Origin of the sequence: uncultured Aureimonas sp., assembly GCF_913775355.1 — a bacterium.
GTDB lineage: Bacteria > Pseudomonadota > Alphaproteobacteria > Rhizobiales > Rhizobiaceae > Aureimonas.
Genome location: NZ_CAJYIU010000256.1, coordinates 1 through 18,737, shown reverse-complemented (window position 1 = coordinate 18,737; position 18,737 = coordinate 1). Strand labels below are relative to the sequence as shown.

The following is an 18,737-nucleotide window of genomic DNA, read 5'->3' as shown; positions in this document are numbered from 1 at the left end:
CGTCGATGCGGGACATATGGGCGAAGCGGCTGGTGATCCCGTTGCCGTGGTCGATCTCGACGGCCAGTCCGTAGCCGCCCTGATCGCCGGCTGAGATGACGCGGCCCTGGCCGGTCGCCCGGACGGGGGTGCCGGCGGCGCCCGCGAAATCGACGCCGGTGTGCATCGCCTCGCGACCGAGGAACGGATCGGACCGGATGCCGAACGTCGAGGTGCGGACGGTGCCGGCCGGTTTGGGATCGGCGATCGGCAGGCGTTCGGCTTCCCCGCGCAGGTCGTCCATCCGCGACAGCGCGTCTTCCAGCCCCTGGAGCTGGAGGTCGAAGCTGGCATTGGCGGGCGCCGGGACGAAGACGCCGCCTTCGTCGCCGTCGACGCCCAGCGGCTGGAGCAGCCCGCTCATCCGGTCGACCTTTTCGGACGCTTCCTTCGAAAGCTTGGCGACGCCCGCCGCCTGCTGCCCCTCGACGAGGCCAACGCTCTCGCGGATCGAGGGGAGCACGACATCGCGGATATGCTCGACGGAGTCCGGCTGCGCCGACCGGAAGGGCGTCAGCATCTGCCCGAGGCTGCCCATCACGTTCCAGCCCTTCGAATCGTCCGAACTCGTCGAGGCCATCGTGGCGGGATCGATCAGGCCGGCGTCGGCGGCTTGGCCGAGGAGCGGTTCGAGCTTCTGGAACCGGCCGACGAGTTGCGCCTGCTGCGAGAGCAGCGCCTGAAGTTCCTTCGAGATCTGGTCGCGGTCGATGTGCTGCCGTGTGGTCAGCTTGTCGAGTTCCTGACGCAGCCCGCTGATGCGCTGCTCGTAGACCGTCGTCGCCCGGACCTCCCGATCGAGCATCATGCGAACGACGCTGTCGCCGGACAACGACAGGGCGACGGCTCCGATGCCGCCGACGACGCCGATCACCGCGAAGGCAGCCCCCGTTCCCAGAAGCCAGGACGGCACGGTCCAGTGTCGAACCTTCTCGCCGCGCGCGATGACGATCGTATGGGATCTGACTCGGTTTCCGAAGACGGAACCGCGAAGCTGCGAACTCATGCACCCGCTCCACGCGCGCCGGACGGTCGGCCGCATGGAGGAATTAGAAACCGTTAAGGTTAAAGGGTCGTTGACGGTCGCTCCAGGCTTACTGCGAGAGCGGCGACAGGCTCCGATAGAATGTCGGCGTCAGACCCGCCTCCGCTCTCGCGCGATCGTTGAAGGGCGCCTTCACCTCGCCGCGGAAGCACTCGCGCACGAGCTCCTGGAACCGGCGAGCCGGATCGATCCGCTGACGTGCACAGAGGAAGCGGAACCATTTGGCGCCGACAGCCACATGCCGCTTCTCGTCGTTGTAGATGATGTCGAGGATCGCCGCCGTCTGCGGATCGCCGACCTCGTTGAGTTTTGCGAGGAGAGACGGCGTCACGTCCAGCCCGCGCGCTTCGAGAATCAACGGCACGACCGCAAGTCGGGCCGCGAGATCGTGTGCGGTCACTTCGACGGCCTGCCACAGGCCATCATGAGCAGGCAGGGCGCCATAACGCGAACCGAGGGCCTCGAGCCGGTCCGACAGCAGGCCGAAATGGCGTGCCTCGTCGGTCGCGACCATCATCCATCCGTCGAAGAACGAGCGTGGCACAGGCTGACCGCAGAAGCGCGCCACGATGTCGAGGGCAAGGTCGATGGCGTTCAGCTCGATATGGGCGAGCGCGTGGATCATCGCCACGCGCCCGTCGAGCGTATGGACGGATCGGCGGGGGACATGCCGCGGCGAGACTAGGGCGGGCTCTGCCGGGCGACCGGGACGTGCCGGCAACGGCGGGTCCGTCGGCGCCGACAGGCCGAGAGTTCGGTCGGCCCATCTCTCGCCAGCCAGACGCGTCAGCCGGCGCTTCTCGTCGAGATCGGGCTCCCGCAATGCCTCGATCGCAAGACCGCGCAGCGTCGGCGTCGCGAGGCGGCTCACGCGCCGGCCAGCTTGCGGGCTTCGTCTAGGACCTCGCGGGCATGCCCGTCGACCTTCACCTTCGGCCAGACGCGGTGGATTTGGCCGTCAGCGCCCACGAGGACGCTCGTGCGCTCGACGCCCATGTAGGTCTTGCCGTACATGCTCTTCTGCGCCCACACGCCGGCAGGTTCGATCAGCGTGCGCTCGGGATCGGCGAGGAGCGGAACCTTGAGGCCGTGTTTGTCGCGGAACTTGCAGTGCTTTTCGACGGGATCGGGGGACACGCCGAAGACGGGAACGCCGCTCGCGGCGAACTCCTCTGCGAGGGCGGTGAAGTCCAGAGCCTCGAGTGTGCAGCCGGACGTGTCGTCCTTCGGGTAGAAGAAGATCACGTAGGGCTTCCCGCGCAGCTGGGCGTCGGACACCGTCGTCCCGTCATCGGCCGGCAGCTCGAAATGCGGAAAAGTCTGACCCGTCGTCAAAGTCGCCATTCGGCCCTCCTTTCGGCCCATTGCGCTGACACGTCTGCGACGCGGCGACAGGGTGTGGCGCGGGATCAACAGGCGTGGCGTCTGCGCCCTTTATCATAGCGCCCGCAAGTCGAAGGCAAGCTACGGACCGTTTGTTGCACGCCTCATGAGGCTGCGCCTCGATTGCCCTCTTGATGTTGCGGGAGACCATCGGACTTGATGAGGAAGATTCGCCGTCTCGTCGGTGCGATCCTGAGCTTCGTCCTGCTTCTCGCACTGACGGTGGCGGTCGCGGGCGTGTTTCTGCTTGGAACGCCGACGGGCGAGCGCTTCGTCCAGTCGCAGACGACGGCCGCGCTCTCCCGCCTGCTCGGTCCGCGCTACGAGGCGACGCTCGGGCGCCAGCAGTTCGAGTTTAGGGGCGACGGGACGCTGGCGCTCAACTGGTTCGACGCGGCCCTGCATCGACGCGATCGGCCGGATCTCGAGTCGCGCGTCGAGCGGATTTCCGTGGCTTTACGGCTGATGCCGCTCGTCGGAGGCAGCCTCGAGTTCGGCCGTCTCGAGATCGCCGGTGCCGACCTCGATCTCTCGGCCTTCGCGGGCAACCGCGCGCCGCAGGCGACGGAAGCGACGGTCGAGCCGGATGACCGATCCATGCTGGCGCGCACGATCGACGGCGGGGTCTCGGCGCTGGAGCGGCAGTTGCAGGCGCTGCAAGCCTATCACTTCGACACGTTGAGCCTGCAGGATATCCGCGTCACCGGCCTCCCGGCACGGGCCGGGCAGATGTCACAACTGACCCTCCAGCGGGCGGACCTGCACCGCGCGCTCGACGGAACGCTACGCCTCGTCTCGAACGTCGAGGTCGGCGACGTACCGCTGCTTCTGTCCGGCACCGCTGACTTCGATCCGGCGACCAGCCGTTTAAAGCGGCTGGAAGGGCACACGGGGCGCATCGATCTCGGCGCGATCGTGCCGCCGGCGGACGAGGCCGACGAAGACGACGAGCGTCCTTTCGGCAGCGACTCGGAACTGTCGCTCGACCTTTCACTGGACCGCGCGACGCCGGATGATCCGGCTTTCCTGCGCGCCACCGCCCATGTCGGTGCGGGACACCTGCAACTCGGCCTGAATCGCACGCGCTTGGAGAGCGGCCAGCTCGATCTTTCCTATACGCAGGGGGACGAGCGACTGGTGATCGAGCGAAGCCCGTTCCGGTTTCGGGACGTCGCCTTCGAGCTTACGGGCGCCGTGGAACAGACGAACCGTGCCGATGCCGGTGCGCCGCCGATCTACGGTTTCGAGCTTTCGGCGCCGGACGTCCGCTCGATGGTAGGGCGGGACGACGCCTCGGTCGCCCAGCCGCTTAGCGCTTCGCTCGAACTGGCGGGCAGCCTAACGCCGGTCGCCCACCAGCTGTCACTGGACGTAGCCCGTGTCGTGACCGACGGCGGGCGGCTGGAGGGGCAGGCACGTTATGATGGCTCCGCCCCGGACGCGCGAACATTTCTGGACCTGAAGGCGACGTCGCTGAGAGCGTCGGCCGTCAAGGCGTTCTGGCCGTTCAACATTTCCGGCAAGGCGCGCAAGTGGGTTCTTGCTCACCTGTCCGACGACGGCGTTGTGCCCGAGGGCCGCATCTCCATCGATATCCTGCGAGACCGGATCGGGGACGCGTTCCGGATCGGCGGGACCCCGAGCGATACCGAGCTCCAGCTCGACATTCCGGTTCGGGGCGGGGGATTGGCGACGGTCGGTGATATTCCGTCTCTGCGGGATGTGGACGGGTCGGTGACCATTCGAGGCATCCGAACCGACGTAGCGGTCGATCAGGCGAAAATCGACGGGCTCGACGCGGTCGCGATCGAGAACTCGACGCTGGTGCTGCAGCGCCCATCGGACGGTGGCTTGCGGGATCTCGGGATCGATCTCAATCTCAAGGCGTCGGGCGCCGTGCCGCAGCTTCTGGCGATCGCCGAACGCGACCCGATCCGCGCCTTCCGCAATCTGCCGCTGAAGACGGATGCCTTCACGGGAACGGCAAGTGTGCAGGTCGGCGCGCAGCTCTTGTTCGGAGACGAGATCGCTCCGAACGAGCAGGTGCGGGACTGGAGCGTCGAGGCCGACCTGAAGGATGTCGATGCCGGACAGCCGATCGAGGGGCGCACGTTCGCGAAGCTGGACGGCGTCTTCCACGCGATCCCCGGCCAGGCCAGCGGCTCGCTCGACGGCACGATGGACGGCATGCCGGCGAGGCTGACCTTCGCCCTGCCGTTCGGTGCCGCCCCCGTCGGGACGCGCAGCCTCGAGGCGGAACTCAAGGTTCCGTCATCCAAGCTCGTCGATCTCGTTCCTGCACTGTCAGGCGTGGTGAAAGGCCCGATCGCCGCGCGGGTGACCGACGACAGCGAGGGAATGCATGCCAAGCTCGATCTCGGACAGACCGAACTCGATCTGCCCGCCATCGCCTGGAAGAAGGGTGCCGGCGTGCCCGCCGACCTCGCCTTCGTCGTCCGCCGCGACGGCGACACGACGCAGCTCGACAAGCTGGAACTGAAGGGCGACGGCTTTCAGGCGCGCGGATCGCTGTCGGTCGACAAGCGCGGCCTGCGCAGCGCCGCCCTGACGCGCGTCGCTCTGAACCCCGGCGACGACGTCAGCGTCGATGTCGAGCGCCATGGCGACGGCTTCGGTGTAAAGGTCGAGGGCAATCGCTTCGATGCCCGCCCGATCCTCGCGGAATTAAGAGCCGACATCGGCCGTGACAAGACGGCGCGAACGGGTGGCGGCACCTTCGACATCACGATGGATGTCGGTCGGATCGACGGGTTCAACGGTCGCGCCGTCGACGGCTTCTCGCTGAACTATGCGTCCGCGGACGGACGGATGGCGGCGCTAGCGCTCGGCGGGTCGATCGGCGGAGCGGCGTTGGCCGGCGATCTCGCGCCGCAGAACGACAACCGCAGGATCCGCATCGCCTCCGGCGACGTCGGCGGTCTCCTCGGCTTCACCGGCCTCTACGGTCATATGGATGGCGGGCAGGGGTCCCTGACGCTGATCGGATCGCCGGACGCGGGCTACGGCGGCGAGGTCAAGCTGATGAACTTCAACCTCGTCGACGAACCGCGTCTGTCGCGCATCGTCGGCTCCTCGCCTGCGCCGGGCGCGGCCAGTCTGTCTCAGGCGATCGGGCAGGAGCTTCGCACCGAGCGAGCGTTCTTCGACCACGCTTCGGCCAAGGTCGGCTACGACCGGGGAACGTTGCGCGTGGCCGACGGCATCGTACGCGGGCCGATCTTCGGCTCGAGCTTTGCGGGCGTCGTCTACGATCCGAGCGGCAAGATCGACGTCACCGGCTCGTTCATGCCGGCCTATGGCCTCAACCGGGTGTTCGGCGCGATCCCGATCCTCGGCCAGATCCTCGGCAACGGGCAGGAGGGTGGCCTGATCGGGATCACCTACCGTCTCAGCGGGGCGATGGCCTCGCCCACGCTCGTGGTCAACCCGATCTCGGCGATCGCGCCGGGCATCTTCCGGCAGATCTTCGCCTTCGACTGAGGGCTTAGTCGTCGGCCTTCACGAGGACGTGACGCTTCTTGCCGAGCGACAGCTTTGCGACGCCATCGCTGAGGGCGGCGGCATCGACCGACAGGCGTTCGTCGGATACGGGCTGGTCGTTCAAACGAACCGCGCCGCCCGCGACATGACGCCGGGCCTCGCCGTTGGACGCGGCGAGCCCCGCCTTGACGATCAGCGACAGGATGCCGACCCCCGACGCGAGTTCCGACTTCGGAACCAGCACGATCGGCAGCGTGTCGGCCAGCGCGCCCTGCTCGAAGGTCGTGCGGGCGGTCGCCTCGGCCTGCGTGGCCGCCTCGCGACCGTGGACGATGGCCGTCGTCTCGGTCGCCAAAATCTTCTTGGCCTCGTTGATCTCCGCGCCGCCGAGCGCGGCGAGACGCGCGATCTCGTCGAGCGGCAGGCGGGTGAAAATCTTGAGGAAGCGACCGACGTCGGCGTCTTCGGTGTTCCGCCAGTACTGCCAGAAGTCGTACGGGGAGAAGAGGTCGCCGTTAAGCCACACGGCCCCGGATGCCGACTTGCCCATCTTCTCGCCCGACGACTTGGTGAGAAGCGGCGTCGTCAGGGCGTAGAGCTGCGGGCCACCCATGCGATGGCTGAGGTCGACGCCGTTGATGATGTTGCCCCATTGGTCGGAGCCGCCCATCTGCAGCACCGTGCCGTAGCGACGGTTGAGCTCGGTGAAGTCGTAGCCCTGCATGATCATGTAGTTGAACTCGAGGAAGCTCAACGACTGCTCGCGGTCGAGGCGCAGCTTCACCGAATCGAAGCTGAGCATGCGGTTGACCGAGAAGTGGCGGCCGACGTCACGCAGGAATTCGACGTAGTTCAGCCTCAGGAGCCAATCGGCGTTGTTCACCATGATGGCCGCGTTCGGGCCATCGTAACGCAGGATGTTGCCGAAGACGCGCTGGATGCCGTCGATATTGGTCTGAATCTGCTCGGGCGTCAGCATGCCGCGCTGCGAGTCGCGGAACGACGGATCGCCGACCATGGAGGTGCCGCCACCCATCAGGCTGATAGCCTGATGCCCGGTCTCCTGGAGCCAGTAGAGCATGGTGACGGAAATCAGATTGCCGATGTGGATCGACGTCGCCGTTGCGTCATAGCCGACATAGCCAGTGATCCGCCCCTTGTGGGCGAGCGCATCCAGGCCGTCCGGATCGGAGACCTGGTGAATGAAGCCGCGCTCGTCGAGAACGCGCAGGAAGTCGGATTTGTAGCGGCTCATGATCGTCCGTTCCGCCGGGGCGGCGCGGAGCGCACGCCATCCGGCTCGTTGTCGTCTTACTTCAGGCGCTTCGGGCGGGCGTCGGACAGCTCGCCCGCCAAGCGGCGGTCGAGATAGTCGGCGCACTCGGCCATCAGTTCCTCGGTCTGCTCCGAGAAGAAGTGGTTGGCGCCGGCCAGCGTCTTCTGCGTGATCAGGATGCCCTTCTGGGTCTTCAGCTTGTCCACCAGACCTTGCACGTCCTTTGGCGGCGCGACCTTGTCCTTGTCGCCGTGGATGATGAGGCCCGACGACGGGCAGGGCGCGAGGAACGAGAAGTCGTAGGAGTTCGGCTGCGGGGCGATCGACATGAAGCCTTCGATCTCCGGCCGGCGCATCAGGAGCTGCATGCCGATCCAGGCGCCGAACGAGTAGCCGGCGACCCAGCAATGCTTCGAATCGGGATGAAGGGCCTGGATCCAGTCGAGCGCCGCCGCGGCATCGGAAAGCTCGCCCGCCCCGTGATCGAACTCGCCCTGGCTGCGACCGATGCCCCGGAAATTGAAGCGCAGCGTCGTAAAGCCGCGCTCCACGAACATGTAGAACAGCTGGTAGACGATCTGATTGTTCATCGTGCCGCCGAAGCGGGGATGGGGGTGGAGAACGATCGCGATCGGGGCGTTCTTCTCCTTCGCCGCCTGATAGCGACCTTCCAGTCGGCCGGCCGGTCCGTTGAAGATGACTTCGGGCATTGCAAAACCTCAAGGGGGCTCGATGACCGGAGGGACCGGACACCTTGACGGAGAATGGGCAGCCTCTTAAAGTTCTTTCTTAGAACGCTTCAAAACTACACGGCTCCTACAGGGGCGCTATGTAGTCTGCCGAGCGCTCGAAACACAAACATTTTCGAGCGTTGACCGTTGGGCGAACCTTCGAGGGGCCAACCGCAGAAGCACGAAGGTCGGCTGTGCGCGAGATGCGTGTCTATCTGGATCACAATGCAAGCGCGCCGCTTCGTCAGCCGGCGCAGGATGCGATCGTGGCCGCGCTCGGCGTCTCCGGCAATCCGTCGTCGGTTCACACGGAGGGCCGGATCGCGCGATCCATCGTCGCAAAGGCCCGGTCCGAGGTCGCCGCGTTGGCGGGCGCAGAGAGCGAGGCCGTCGTCTTTACGAGCGGCGCGACCGAAGCCGCCTCCACCTGCCTGACCCCGCACTGGATGCGGGACGGGCGGGATGTCTTGCTTTCGCGTCTTGCCGTCATCGACACGGACCATCCCTGCATCCGCGAGGGCGGCCGCTTCGCCTCTGCCGACGTCACGCGCCTGCCGGTCGAGGCGGACGGAACGCTGCGGCTGGACGCGCTCGACGCATGGCTCGCCGCAGGCCCTCCGGGTCTGCTGGCGATCTGCGAAGCCAACAGCGAAACGGGCGTGCTGCAGCCCGTCGAAGCGATCGCTGAGCGCTGCCGTGCGGCTGGCACCTTCGTCGTATGCGACAGTGTGCAGGTGGCCGGCCGGATGCCGCTCGAAGCGCTGCGACACGGTGTCGATGCGATGATCATCTCCGCCCACAAGTTCGGCGGACCGAAGGGGATCGGCGCGTTCATTCTCGGCTCGGTATCGATGCGACCGGCGCCGCTCCTCACCGGCGGTGCGCAGGAAACGCGGCAGCGTGCCGGCACCGAGGCGGTGCCGCTCATCGCCGGCTTCGGAGCGGCGGCGAACGCCGCCCGGAGCGACGAGACGAAAGCGGCGGATTTGCTGGCCCTGCGCCAGCGACTGGAAACGGGACTGCTCGCTCTGCCGCCGGATTTTCTCGTCATCGGCGCCCATGCGCCGCGACTGCCCCAGACGGTGATGATCCATCATCCCGCGCTGCGTGCCGAGACCGCACAGATCGCCCTGGATCTGGCGGGGTTCGCCGTGTCGGCCGGCTCAGCCTGTTCCTCCGGCAAGATCGGAGGCTCGACCGTGCTGGAGGCGATGGCACGCGGAGGCGCCGCGATCAATCCGTCGCAAGGCGGTATCCGCGTCAGTTTCGGCCGGGAGACGAGCGCCGAAGAGATCGATCGATTCATAGCCGCGTTCGCCAGCTTCTGGGCGCGGCAGGCTGGCTCGCGGCCGGTCCGGCAGGTCGCATGAAATGCCGGAGCTAATCTGGCCTCCCTTCTTCAACTTTTGAGGGCGGCCCCCCATTTGAACCGTTGTGAACTGCCGCTATAGGGCAGGTCACAAGCCAACCACCGGACCTTGAATCCGGCGAGTGTGGAGAGAGACGATGCCAGCAGTCCAGGAAACGATCGATCAGGTCCGCCAGATCGACGTCGATCAGTATAAGTACGGTTTCGAGACCGTAATCGAGATGGACGTGGCCCCCAAAGGGCTGAACGAAGATACCATCCGTCTGATCTCGGCCAAGAAGAACGAGCCGGAATGGATGCTGCAATGGCGCCTGGACGCGTTCGAGCGTTGGAAGTCGATGGAGAGCCCGTCCTGGGCCCGCCTCGACTATCCCCCGATCGACTTCCAGGACATCCACTACTACGCCGCGCCGAAGTCGATGTCGGGCCCGGCTTCGCTCGACGAGGTCGATCCCGAGATCCTGCGCACCTATGAGAAGCTCGGCATCCCGCTGAAGGAGCAGGAAATCCTGGCAGGCGTGCGTCGGCCGGACGAGCCCTCGCAGTTCGAGAACGACGACGATTCGGGTGTGCCGCCATCCGAGGGGAGCTATGGTGGACGTGTCGCCGTCGATGCCGTGTTCGACTCGGTGTCGGTCGCGACGACCTTCAAGAAGGAGCTGTCGAAGGCCGGCGTGATTTTCATGCCGATCTCCGAGGCGATCCGCGAGCACCCCGAATTGGTGCAGAAATACCTCGGATCCGTGGTTCCGGTGTCGGACAACTTCTTCGCGACGATGAACTCGGCCGTCTTCACCGACGGATCGTTCGTCTACGTGCCGCCAGGCGTGCGCTGCCCGATGGAGCTGTCGACCTATTTCCGCATCAACGAGCGCAACACCGGCCAGTTCGAGCGCACGCTCATCATCGCCGACAAGGGCTCCTACGTCTCGTATCTCGAGGGCTGCACCGCGCCCCAGCGTGACGAAAACCAGCTGCACGCCGCCGTGGTCGAGCTCGTCGCGCTCGACGATGCCGAGATCAAGTACTCCACCGTCCAGAACTGGTATCCGGGCGACAAGGAGGGCAAGGGCGGCATCTACAACTTCGTGACCAAGCGGGGCGACTGCCGCGGCGCGAACTCGCGGATCTCGTGGACCCAGGTCGAGACCGGCTCGGCGATCACCTGGAAGTACCCGTCCTGCATCCTGCGCGGAGACGGCTCGCGCGGTGAATTCTACTCGATCGCGGTGTCGAACGGGCGCCAGCAGATCGATAGCGGCACCAAGATGATCCATATCGGCAAGAATACGTCGAGCCGGATCATCTCGAAGGGCATCTCGGCCGGCAACTCGAACAACACCTATCGCGGCCAGGTCACGGCCATGCGCAAGGCCGCGAACGCACGCAACTTCACGCAGTGCGACTCTCTCCTGATCGGCGAGGAGTGCGGGGCGCATACTGTCCCTTACATCGAGGCCAAGAACGCGACGGCGCAGTTCGAGCACGAGGCGACCACCTCGAAGATTTCCGAGGACCAGCTATTCTACTGCATGCAGCGCGGCATCCCCGAGGAGGAGGCCGTGGCGCTCATCGTCAACGGCTTCGTCAAGGACGTGATCCAGCAGCTGCCCATGGAGTTCGCCGTGGAAGCGCAGAAGCTGATCGGCATCTCGCTCGAAGGCAGCGTCGGCTAAGGCCGGCGTTTCGCCTCACCACCCTTTCGACCGCGCCTGATGCGGCGCCGACCAACGCTCTAGAAGAACGAAGATGCTGGAAATCAGAAACCTGCACGCCCGCGTGGCGGACACCGACACCGAAATCCTGCGCGGCCTCGACCTGACGGTTGCGGACGGCGAGGTGGCGGCGATCATGGGGCCGAACGGATCGGGCAAGTCGACCCTGTCCTACATCATCGCCGGCCGCGAGGATTACGAGGTCACCGAGGGCGACATCCTCTACAACGGCGAGTCGATCCTCGAGATGGATGCGGCCGAGCGTGCGGCATCGGGCGTGTTCCTGGCCTTCCAGTATCCGCTGGAGATCCCCGGCGTCGCGACGATGACCTTCCTGAAGACGGCGCTCAACTCTCAGCGCAAGGCGCGCGGCGAGGCCGAATTGACGACCCCGGACTTCCTGCGCCGCGTCAAGGCATCGGCCGCCGATCTGAAGATCGACGCCGACATGCTGAAGCGCCCGCTGAACGTCGGCTTCTCCGGCGGCGAGAAGAAGCGCGCAGAGATCCTTCAGATGGCCCTTCTGGAGCCGAAGCTCTGCGTGATGGACGAGACGGACTCCGGCCTCGACATCGATGCGCTGAAAATCGTGGCCGATGGCGTCAACGCACTGCGCGGACCCGACCGCTCGTTCCTTGTCATCACGCACTATCAGCGCCTGCTCGACTACATCGTGCCGGACAAGGTCCACGTCCTCTACAAGGGCCGCATCATCAAGTCGGGCGACAAGTCGCTGGCGCTGCAGCTTGAGAACGAGGGCTACGCCCAGATCATCGGCGAGGCGGCCTGATGTCGGCCGTCAACCAGACCCGCACCAAGGCGGAACTGGCGCTGATCGAACGCGGCCAGACGTCGGTCGCGACCGACGCGCAGCGTCGGGCGCTGGACGTTCTCGCCAGCGAGGGCTTGCCGAGCCGCCGCGTCGAGGCGTGGCACTACACCGACCTGCGTGTTCTGCTCGGCCGTCAGGCCGAAGCGGGCAGCGAGGTGGGTGGCGCGACGTTCCTTTCGCCGTTCCTGCCGCACAGCACCGTCGTCGAGCTCGGCTCGTCCGGAGCCGGCAACGATCCGGCGCCGTGCGTCTCGGTCTCGCAGGCGACAAGCCCGGCGGCGTTCGATGAGGTCGTGAACCATCTCGACCGCGCGGTCGACACGATCCGCCTCCTGAACACTGCCATGGGTGCCGCGGGCTCCGCGCTGCGCGTCACCAAGACCGACGGGGTCGAAGGCGTCACGGAACTGCGGCCGCAGCCTGCGGCCGGCGGCAGCCATTCCTATTCGAGCGTCGAGGTTGGCGCCGGCGCGCGCGCCACCGTCGTCGAGCGCGCGCCGGCGGGCGCGGCAGGCGATCTGTCGTCGGCCGTCCACCACCTCGACATCGGCGACGGCGCCGAGGCTTTGTGGATCGTGGTGCAGGAGAAAGGCGCGGCGGAGACGCATCTCGGCCAGCTCAACGTGCGCCTCGGCGCGGATGCCAAACTCAAGCTGTTCGTGCTCAACGCGGGCGGCGCCGTGGTCCGGCAGGAGGTTCATGCGGTGACGGTCGGCGAGGGTGCCGATATCCAGATCCGCGGTGTGAACCTTCTGGAGGCCGGCCAGCACATCGACGTCACGACGACGCTCAATCACAACGTCGCGCACACGACCTCGACCGAAATCTTCCGCAACGTCGTGTTCGGCGGCCATGGCGTGTTCCAGGGCATGATCCGCGTCGCCAAAGGCGCGCAGAAGACCGACGCGCGCCTCGCCTGCAATACGCTGCTCCTGTCGGACGAAGGCGACTTCTCGGCGAAGCCCGAACTCGAGATCTTCGCCGACGACGTGCAGTGCGGGCACGGCGCGACGGCCGGCGAGATCAACGCCGACCACCTGTTCTACCTCATGAGCCGCGGCATCCCCGAGGCGCCCGCCCGGGCGCTTCTGGTGAAGGCCTTCGTCGACGAGGTGGTGGAAGACCTAGAGGACGAGGCCGTGGTCGAGGCGCTGGAAGCGCGGATCGACGACTGGCTGGCGCGGGATCGCTGATCCCGCGCGACCGTCCGAGCCGGCTGCCGGCCGGAAACCCGGAGAACGGATCGATGAACATCCAGACGATCACGACCGAACGCTACGACGTCGAGGCGATCCGCCGCGATTTCCCTATCCTGTCGCGTGAGGTCTACGGCAAACCGTTGGTCTACCTCGACAACGGGGCCTCGGCGCAGAAGCCGCGTCAGGTGCTGGACGTCATCCAGTCCGCGTACGCGGACAGCTACTCCAACGTTCATCGGGGTCTGCACTTTCTGTCGAACAAGTCGACGGAAGACTTCGAGGCTGCACGCGAGATCGTGCGGTCGTTCCTGAACGCGGCGAGCCACGAAGAGATCGTCTTCACCAAGTCCGCGACCGAGGCCATCAATCTCGTCGCCTACGGGTACGGCATGCAGGAGATCGGTGAGGGCGACGAGATCGTTCTGACCGTGATGGAGCACCATTCCAACATCGTGCCCTGGCACTTCCTGCGCGAGCGGAAGGGCGCCAAGCTCGTCTTCATCCCGGTGGCCGACGACGGTTCGATCACGCTCGAAGATTTCGAGCGCGCCATCACGCCGCGCACCAAGCTCGTCGCTTTCACCCACATGTCGAACGTTCTGGGCACCGTGACGCCGGCGAAAAACGTGACGGAGCTCGCTCATTCGCGCGGCATTCCGGTGCTGATCGACGGCAGCCAGGGCGCCGTCCACCTGCCGGTCGACGTGCAGGACATCGGCTGCGACTTCTATGTCTTCACCGGCCACAAGATGTACGGTCCGAGCGGCATTGGCGTCCTCTACGGCAAGTTCGACATGCTCGAGCGGATGCAGCCGTTCAACGGCGGCGGCGAGATGATCGTGGAGGTGAGCGAGGAGGGCGTGACCTACAACGCCCCGCCGCATCGCTTCGAGGCCGGCACCCCGCCGATCGTCCAGGCCATTGGCCTCGGGGCGGCGCTTGAATACATGCGCTCCGTCGGTCGCGAGAAGATCGCGGCGCATGAGGAAAGCTTGCGAGCTTATGCCCACGAGCGTCTAAAGGCCGTTCCGACGCTTCGCATCTACGGCGAGGCACCGGGCAAAGGGGCGATCGTCGCCTTCGATCTCGAGGGGATCCATTCCCACGACGTGTCGATGGTGATCGACCGCGAAGGCGTCGCCGTGCGGGCCGGCACCCATTGCGCTCAGCCGTTGCTGAAGCGCTTCGGCGCGACCTCGACTTGCCGGGCGTCGTTCGGCATTTACAACACCATGGCCGAGGTCGATCGCCTCGCCGAAGCGCTTGAAAAGGCGCATCGCTTCTTCGCCTGAGGAGCCATCTGGTGGCCGATACACACGACACGGCGGCTGTGCCGTCGCCCACGCCGGACGAGGCGGAGCGCGTCGGCGCCAACCTCCAGACCGCCGGCATCGAGAAGGTCTCGGCGATCCCGCCGGACGAACTCACCCGGCTGACCGACGACATCGTCGCGGCGCTGAAGACCGTCTACGATCCGGAAATTCCGGCTGACATCTACGAGCTCGGCCTGATCTATAAGATCGACATCGACGACGACCGCAACGTCGACATCGACATGACGTTGACGGCCCCCGGCTGCCCCGTGGCCGGCGAAATGCCCGGCTGGGTGGAGAATGCGGTCGGTTCCGTCGAAGGCATTCAAGTCGTCAAGGTGGAACTGGTGTTCGACCCGCCTTGGACGCCCGAGCGAATGAGCGAGGAAGCCCAGGTGGCGGTGGGCTGGTTCTGAGAACGCTCAAGGTGCGCCTTGCGCAGATGCGCGAGCCGTACCAAATCTATGCCAAGCATGCTTCGAAGGAGCCTCTCATGGGCCGCTTTTCCGTTCTCTCCATGTCCGATGCCGCGGCCGAGCGCGTGCGCGCGATCGTGGATGCGCGCGGCGGAGAGGCGGAAGGCATTCGCGTCGGCGTCAAGAAGGGCGGTTGCGCGGGCATGGAATACACGATCGATCTCGTGACCGAGCCGAAGCCGGGCGAGGATGTGGTCGAACATGCCGGCGCCCGAGTCTTCGTTGCGCCGGAAGCGGTGCTGTTCCTGCTCGGCACACGCATGGACTACGAGGAAACCACGCTCCGCTCCGGCTTCACGTTCGTGAACCCGAACCAGACGTCTGCCTGCGGCTGCGGCGAGTCGATCGAGTTGAAACCCGCCGACAGCGCACAGGTCGCGGCGGCCCGCTCGGCCGCCTGAACGCAATCGTGGACGACGAGACGATCCACGAACTGTTTGCCACCCTACAGCCGATCAGCATCCGCCGAATGTTCGGCGGAAAGGGCATCTACGCCGACGGACGCATCCTTGCGCTCCTGCTGAACGGCGAACTCTATCTCAAGACGGATGCCGAAACGGCGTCCCGCTTCGAAGCAGGGGGTGCGCGGCGCTGGACATACCAGCGCGAGGGCTCGGCTCCGGTCGCGATGCCGTACCACACGGTTCCGGATGAAGCGCTGGACGATCCGGACCTTATGGCGAGTTGGGCACGCCTCGCGTTTGAAGCAGCCATCCGACACGGCACGAAAAAGCCGCCTGGACGCTCGACGCGTCCGGCGGCTTCGAAGACTTCGAAATCGATCGACTGAACGTTCAGGCGCCTGTCTGGATCAGCATGAAAGCCGGAATTTCGTCGCCGAAACCGACCGGCGACGCTTCCTCGCGACCCGATCCGCTCCGATCGTTGGGGCGACGCCCGGACGACGGCTGCGGGCGATCGCTGCGGCGGGGACCGCGGTTGTCGTCGCGCGGTTCTGCTCGACGTGCCGTCTCCACAGGCGCCGGAGCTGCCTTCTCGACAGCGGCCGCTGCCGGCGTCTCGGGCACGCTCTCGTCGTCGACCACGGCATCGGCAGTCGCATCGCGACCGCGGCGGGACGTCCGGCCCGAACGCGACGACGAACGCTTGCCGTCGGTCTCGCTGCGGCGACCACCCCGGCGGCGATCGTTCGCGGACGTCTCCTCGGTTTCCTCGACAGCCGGAAGGGACGACACATCGCCATCCAGCCACTCGATCTCCTTGCCGATCATCGTCTGGATCGCATCGAGATACTTCTTGTCGGCCTTTGAAACGAGCGTGAAGGCCTTGCCGGAACGGCCCGCCCGACCGGTCCGGCCGATGCGGTGGACGTAGTCCTCGGCATGGATCGGCACGTCGAAGTTGAAAACGTGGCTGACCATCGGGATATCGAGGCCGCGTGCCGCGACGTCCGATGCCACAAGCAGCGTCAGCTTGTTGTCCCGGAACGCCTGTAGGGTCATCGTGCGGGCACGCTGATCCATGTCACCATGCAGCGCGCCGACGGAGAACCCGTGCTTCTCCAACGACCGGAACAGCAGCGACACATCGCGCTTGCGATTGCAGAAGATGATCGCGTTGGTCAGTTCTTCGCCCTGGGCACGGATCACCCGGCGAAGCGTCTCGCGCTTCTCGTAGTCTTCCTTGCGGGTGGCGACCAGGCGCTGCTCCACGGTCAACGCGGTGGAGGAGGCTTTCGCCACCTCGACGCGGACAGGGTTCTGCAGGAACTGGTCGGCGAGGCGCGTGATCTCCGGCGGCATGGTGGCGGAGAAGAAAAGCGTCTGGCGCGTGAACGGGATCATCTTGCAGATCCGCTCGATGTCCGGGATGAACCCCATGTCGAGCATCCGGTCGGCCTCGTCGATAACGAGGATCTCGACGCCCGTCATCAGAAGACGTCCGCGTTCGAAGTGATCAAGGAGGCGACCCGGGGTCGCGATCAGGACGTCGACGCCGCGTTCCAGCTTCTTGTTCTGCTCCTCGAACGACACGCCGCCGATCAGGAGCGCGACGTTGAGGCGCTGGTTCACGCCGTACTTGATAAAGGATTCTTCGACCTGCGCCGCCAGTTCGCGCGTCGGCTCGATGATCAGCGTGCGCGGCATGCGCGCGCGAGCCCGTCCCTGCTCGAGCAGGGTCATCATCGGCAGCACGAAGGAGGCGGTCTTGCCCGTTCCGGTCTGGGCGATGCCGAGCACATCCCGCCGCTGCAGCGCATGGGGAATGGCCTGTGCCTGGATCGGCGTCGGCTCCGTGTAACCGGCCGCCTCGACAGCCGACAGAACCTTCGCACTCAAACCAAGATCGGAAAACGGCATGAAATCGGATGTCTCTTGCTGCCGGACTTAGGAGCAAGTCCGAAGGAGCTTCGTATCCCTCGACGGGCGATAGGCGTCCGGCATGCCTCTGTCAACCAGAGAACACTTGCGCACGCGAGTTATCCTCCACCGAAAACCAATCCGGCAGAGGCGAATCTAGGCTGGACTTGGCCGCCCGAACTATTCGAGCGGCACGAGACGGGTCGGACCGCCCCGAAAACCGAATGGACCGAATGTCTCAGTTCGATGCGGGACCGAAGCGATAGGGCTGGCCCGGCGCGACGAAAAGCTCGTATGTTTCCGAAATCTCTCCATCAATGGGCACGATGTCGAAGAACAGGGTCAGGTTGCTTTCCTGACCTTCGGCCGGCGCGTCCGCACGGTAACCGACGATCGCCCCGTCCACTTCGGCGATCTCGGTCACTTCGGTGCTGCTGACGACCGTCGGCTTGCCGTCGCGCTCCTCGACCTGCTGGAAGAAGAAACGGCTTCCCTTGGTCTCGCCGAGGGCTTGCGTCATGATCGTGCGCCACACCCCATTGCGCCCATCCACGGCCCAAGGGCCGACGATCTGCACGTCGCCGATGATCGGCGACAGGGCCGCAATGGCGCTCATCACCTCGGCGTTGCGCTCGGCCGACCCTGGCGCGGGTGCCGGCGCAGCCGGTGCCGACTGAGGCGCTTCAGGTGCGACCGCCGGCGCGGCGGGGGCAGGGGGCGCAGCAGGTACCGCAGGCGCGGTCTCGGCAGGTGCCGCGGCCGGCGGCGTCGCGTCCTGTGCCGCAGCCGCACCGGCGGCGAGAAGCACGATCGCGGCGGCACTCTGGATGATCCGGTTCATGGTCGGCCCCTGGCTTTCGATACGGCAGGTCTAGACGTCGAGATCGCGGACGAAGGCCGCCCGGTCCTGGATGAAGCGGAAACGCGCCTCGGGTTTGTTGCCCATCAGCGCGTCGACCGCCCCTGCGGTTCCCGCTTCGGGAGAAGCATCGATCTCGACGCGAAGCAAGGTGCGCTTTCGCGGATCCATCGTGGTCTCCTTCAACTGCGAGGGAAGCATCTCGCCGAGCCCCTTGAACCGGCTCACCTCGACCTTTCCCTTGCCCTTGAATTCGCGCGCGACGATGCGCTCGCGATCGGCGTCGTCGCGCGCGTAGATCGTCTTCCCGCCCTGCGTCAGCTTGTAGAGAGGTGGCACGGCGAGGAAGAGATGACCGTTGCGGATCAGATCCGGCATCTCCTGGTAGAAGAACGTGATCAGCAGCGACGCGATGTGCGCGCCGTCCACGTCGGCATCCGTCATGACGATGACGCGCTCGTAGCGGAGGTCGTCGTCGCGATACTTCGCCTTGGTGCCGCAGCCGAGCGCCAGGGTCAGGTCGGCGAGCTGCTGGTTAGCGCCGAGCTTTTCGCGTCCGGCGGACGCCACATTCAGGATCTTGCCGCGCAAGGGGAGGATCGCCTGGCGGGCCCGGTCGCGCGCCTGCTTGGCGGAGCCACCGGCCGAGTCGCCCTCGACGATGAAGAGTTCCGCACC

At 65.9% G+C, this 18,737-nt stretch carries 17 protein-coding genes; 9 read left to right on the top strand and 8 right to left on the bottom strand.

What is annotated here, in order from left to right; translation table 11 throughout:
- The 3 genes from QZ753_RS15520 to QZ753_RS15510 all read right to left on the bottom strand — a co-directional run.
- Nucleotides 1-1,045, bottom strand: a 1,045-nt coding sequence (locus QZ753_RS15520; RefSeq protein WP_294644867.1) for a M23 family metallopeptidase, incomplete at its 3' end; no start/stop codon positions are given.
- Between the two features lie 88 nt (nucleotides 1,046-1,133).
- Nucleotides 1,134-1,955 carry a ferritin-like domain-containing protein gene (locus QZ753_RS15515; protein WP_294644866.1) on the bottom strand — a complete coding sequence of 274 codons (822 nt, stop codon included), beginning with the start codon at nucleotides 1,953-1,955 and terminating at the stop codon, nucleotides 1,134-1,136.
- Nucleotides 1,952-2,428 carry a peroxiredoxin gene (locus QZ753_RS15510; protein ID WP_294644864.1) on the bottom strand — a complete coding sequence of 159 codons (477 nt, stop codon included), beginning with the start codon at nucleotides 2,426-2,428 and terminating at the stop codon, nucleotides 1,952-1,954. The genes QZ753_RS15515 and QZ753_RS15510 overlap by 4 nt, the downstream gene beginning before the upstream one ends.
- Nucleotides 2,429-2,626: 198 nt before the next feature.
- Here QZ753_RS15510 and QZ753_RS15505 point away from each other — a divergent pair, with 198 nt between their 5' ends.
- Nucleotides 2,627-5,968: a hypothetical protein gene (locus QZ753_RS15505; protein WP_294644863.1), complete on the top strand. Its 3,342-nt coding sequence runs from the start codon at nucleotides 2,627-2,629 to the stop codon at nucleotides 5,966-5,968.
- 4 nt (nucleotides 5,969-5,972) lie between these two features.
- Here the strand turns inward: QZ753_RS15505 and tyrS are convergent, their stop codons facing one another.
- The gene (gene tyrS, locus QZ753_RS15500) at nucleotides 5,973-7,223 is read right to left on the bottom strand and encodes a tyrosine--tRNA ligase (protein ID WP_294644861.1); all 1,251 of its coding nucleotides are present in this window, start codon (nucleotides 7,221-7,223) and stop codon (nucleotides 5,973-5,975) included.
- Between the two features lie 56 nt (nucleotides 7,224-7,279).
- Complete coding sequence (locus QZ753_RS15495) at nucleotides 7,280-7,954, bottom strand: alpha/beta hydrolase (RefSeq protein ID WP_055884820.1); 675 nt, start codon at nucleotides 7,952-7,954, stop codon at nucleotides 7,280-7,282.
- Nucleotides 7,955-8,178: 224 nt separating this feature from the next.
- Here QZ753_RS15495 and QZ753_RS15490 point away from each other — a divergent pair, with 224 nt between their 5' ends.
- The 8 genes from QZ753_RS15490 (at nucleotide 8,179) to QZ753_RS15455 (ending at nucleotide 15,669) form a co-directional block, all read left to right on the top strand.
- Nucleotides 8,179-9,345, top strand: coding sequence for a cysteine desulfurase family protein (locus tag QZ753_RS15490; protein ID WP_294644859.1), 1,167 nt, complete (start codon nucleotides 8,179-8,181; stop codon nucleotides 9,343-9,345).
- Between the two features lie 136 nt (nucleotides 9,346-9,481).
- The gene (sufB, locus tag QZ753_RS15485; protein ID WP_294644857.1) at nucleotides 9,482-11,020 is read left to right on the top strand and encodes a Fe-S cluster assembly protein SufB; all 1,539 of its coding nucleotides are present in this window, start codon (nucleotides 9,482-9,484) and stop codon (nucleotides 11,018-11,020) included.
- Between the two features lie 73 nt (nucleotides 11,021-11,093).
- Nucleotides 11,094-11,849 (top strand): Fe-S cluster assembly ATPase SufC, encoded by a 756-nt coding sequence (gene sufC, locus QZ753_RS15480; RefSeq protein ID WP_294644855.1) that lies wholly within the window; start codon nucleotides 11,094-11,096, stop codon nucleotides 11,847-11,849.
- Nucleotides 11,849-13,084 carry a Fe-S cluster assembly protein SufD gene (gene sufD / locus QZ753_RS15475; RefSeq protein ID WP_294644853.1) on the top strand — a complete coding sequence of 412 codons (1,236 nt, stop codon included), beginning with the start codon at nucleotides 11,849-11,851 and terminating at the stop codon, nucleotides 13,082-13,084. Before sufC ends, sufD begins: the two co-directional genes overlap by 1 nt.
- 53 nt (nucleotides 13,085-13,137) lie before the next feature.
- Complete coding sequence (locus QZ753_RS15470) at nucleotides 13,138-14,382, top strand: cysteine desulfurase (protein ID WP_294644851.1); 1,245 nt, start codon at nucleotides 13,138-13,140, stop codon at nucleotides 14,380-14,382.
- A 98-nt stretch (nucleotides 14,383-14,480) separates the two neighbouring features.
- Nucleotides 14,481-14,819 (top strand): SUF system Fe-S cluster assembly protein, encoded by a 339-nt coding sequence (locus tag QZ753_RS15465; RefSeq protein ID WP_294644869.1) that lies wholly within the window; start codon nucleotides 14,481-14,483, stop codon nucleotides 14,817-14,819.
- A 77-nt stretch (nucleotides 14,820-14,896) separates the two neighbouring features.
- Nucleotides 14,897-15,280: a Fe-S cluster assembly scaffold SufA gene (gene sufA, locus QZ753_RS15460; protein ID WP_294644849.1), complete on the top strand. Its 384-nt coding sequence runs from the start codon at nucleotides 14,897-14,899 to the stop codon at nucleotides 15,278-15,280.
- A gap of 8 nt (nucleotides 15,281-15,288) precedes the next feature.
- Nucleotides 15,289-15,669, top strand: coding sequence for a TfoX/Sxy family protein (locus tag QZ753_RS15455; protein ID WP_294644847.1), 381 nt, complete (start codon nucleotides 15,289-15,291; stop codon nucleotides 15,667-15,669).
- A 4-nt stretch (nucleotides 15,670-15,673) separates the two neighbouring features.
- Here QZ753_RS15455 and QZ753_RS15450 read toward each other — a convergent pair whose 3' ends face one another.
- The 3 genes from QZ753_RS15450 to QZ753_RS15440 form a co-directional block, all read right to left on the bottom strand.
- Nucleotides 15,674-17,200, bottom strand: a complete 1,527-nt coding sequence (locus QZ753_RS15450) for a DEAD/DEAH box helicase (protein WP_294644845.1) — start codon at nucleotides 17,198-17,200, stop codon at nucleotides 15,674-15,676.
- 238 nt (nucleotides 17,201-17,438) lie between these two features.
- Complete coding sequence (locus QZ753_RS15445; RefSeq protein WP_294644844.1) at nucleotides 17,439-18,008, bottom strand: hypothetical protein; 570 nt, start codon at nucleotides 18,006-18,008, stop codon at nucleotides 17,439-17,441.
- 63 nt (nucleotides 18,009-18,071) lie between these two features.
- On the bottom strand, nucleotides 18,072-18,737 hold a 666-nt coding region (locus QZ753_RS15440; RefSeq protein ID WP_294644841.1), incomplete at its 5' end, for a toprim domain-containing protein.

Bases quoted from the DNA above. Each gene is read 5' to 3' on its own strand.
- sufA (WP_294644849.1), top strand. From the start codon at position 14,897: ATGGGCCGCTTTTCCGTTCTCTCCATGTCCGATGCCGCGGCCGAGCGC.
- QZ753_RS15490 (WP_294644859.1), top strand. From the start codon at position 8,179: ATGCGTGTCTATCTGGATCACAATGCAAGCGCGCCGCTTCGTCAGCCG.
- QZ753_RS15470 (WP_294644851.1), top strand. From the start codon at position 13,138: ATGAACATCCAGACGATCACGACCGAACGCTACGACGTCGAGGCGATC.
- sufC (WP_294644855.1), top strand. From the start codon at position 11,094: ATGCTGGAAATCAGAAACCTGCACGCCCGCGTGGCGGACACCGACACC.
- tyrS (WP_294644861.1), bottom strand. From the start codon at position 7,223: ATGAGCCGCTACAAATCCGACTTCCTGCGCGTTCTCGACGAGCGCGGC.
- QZ753_RS15510 (WP_294644864.1), bottom strand. From the start codon at position 2,428: ATGGCGACTTTGACGACGGGTCAGACTTTTCCGCATTTCGAGCTGCCG.
- QZ753_RS15505 (WP_294644863.1), top strand. From the start codon at position 2,627: ATGAGGAAGATTCGCCGTCTCGTCGGTGCGATCCTGAGCTTCGTCCTG.
- QZ753_RS15495 (WP_055884820.1), bottom strand. From the start codon at position 7,954: ATGCCCGAAGTCATCTTCAACGGACCGGCCGGCCGACTGGAAGGTCGC.
- QZ753_RS15450 (WP_294644845.1), bottom strand. From the start codon at position 17,200: ATGCCGTTTTCCGATCTTGGTTTGAGTGCGAAGGTTCTGTCGGCTGTC.
- sufD (WP_294644853.1), top strand. From the start codon at position 11,849: ATGTCGGCCGTCAACCAGACCCGCACCAAGGCGGAACTGGCGCTGATC.
- sufB (WP_294644857.1), top strand. From the start codon at position 9,482: ATGCCAGCAGTCCAGGAAACGATCGATCAGGTCCGCCAGATCGACGTC.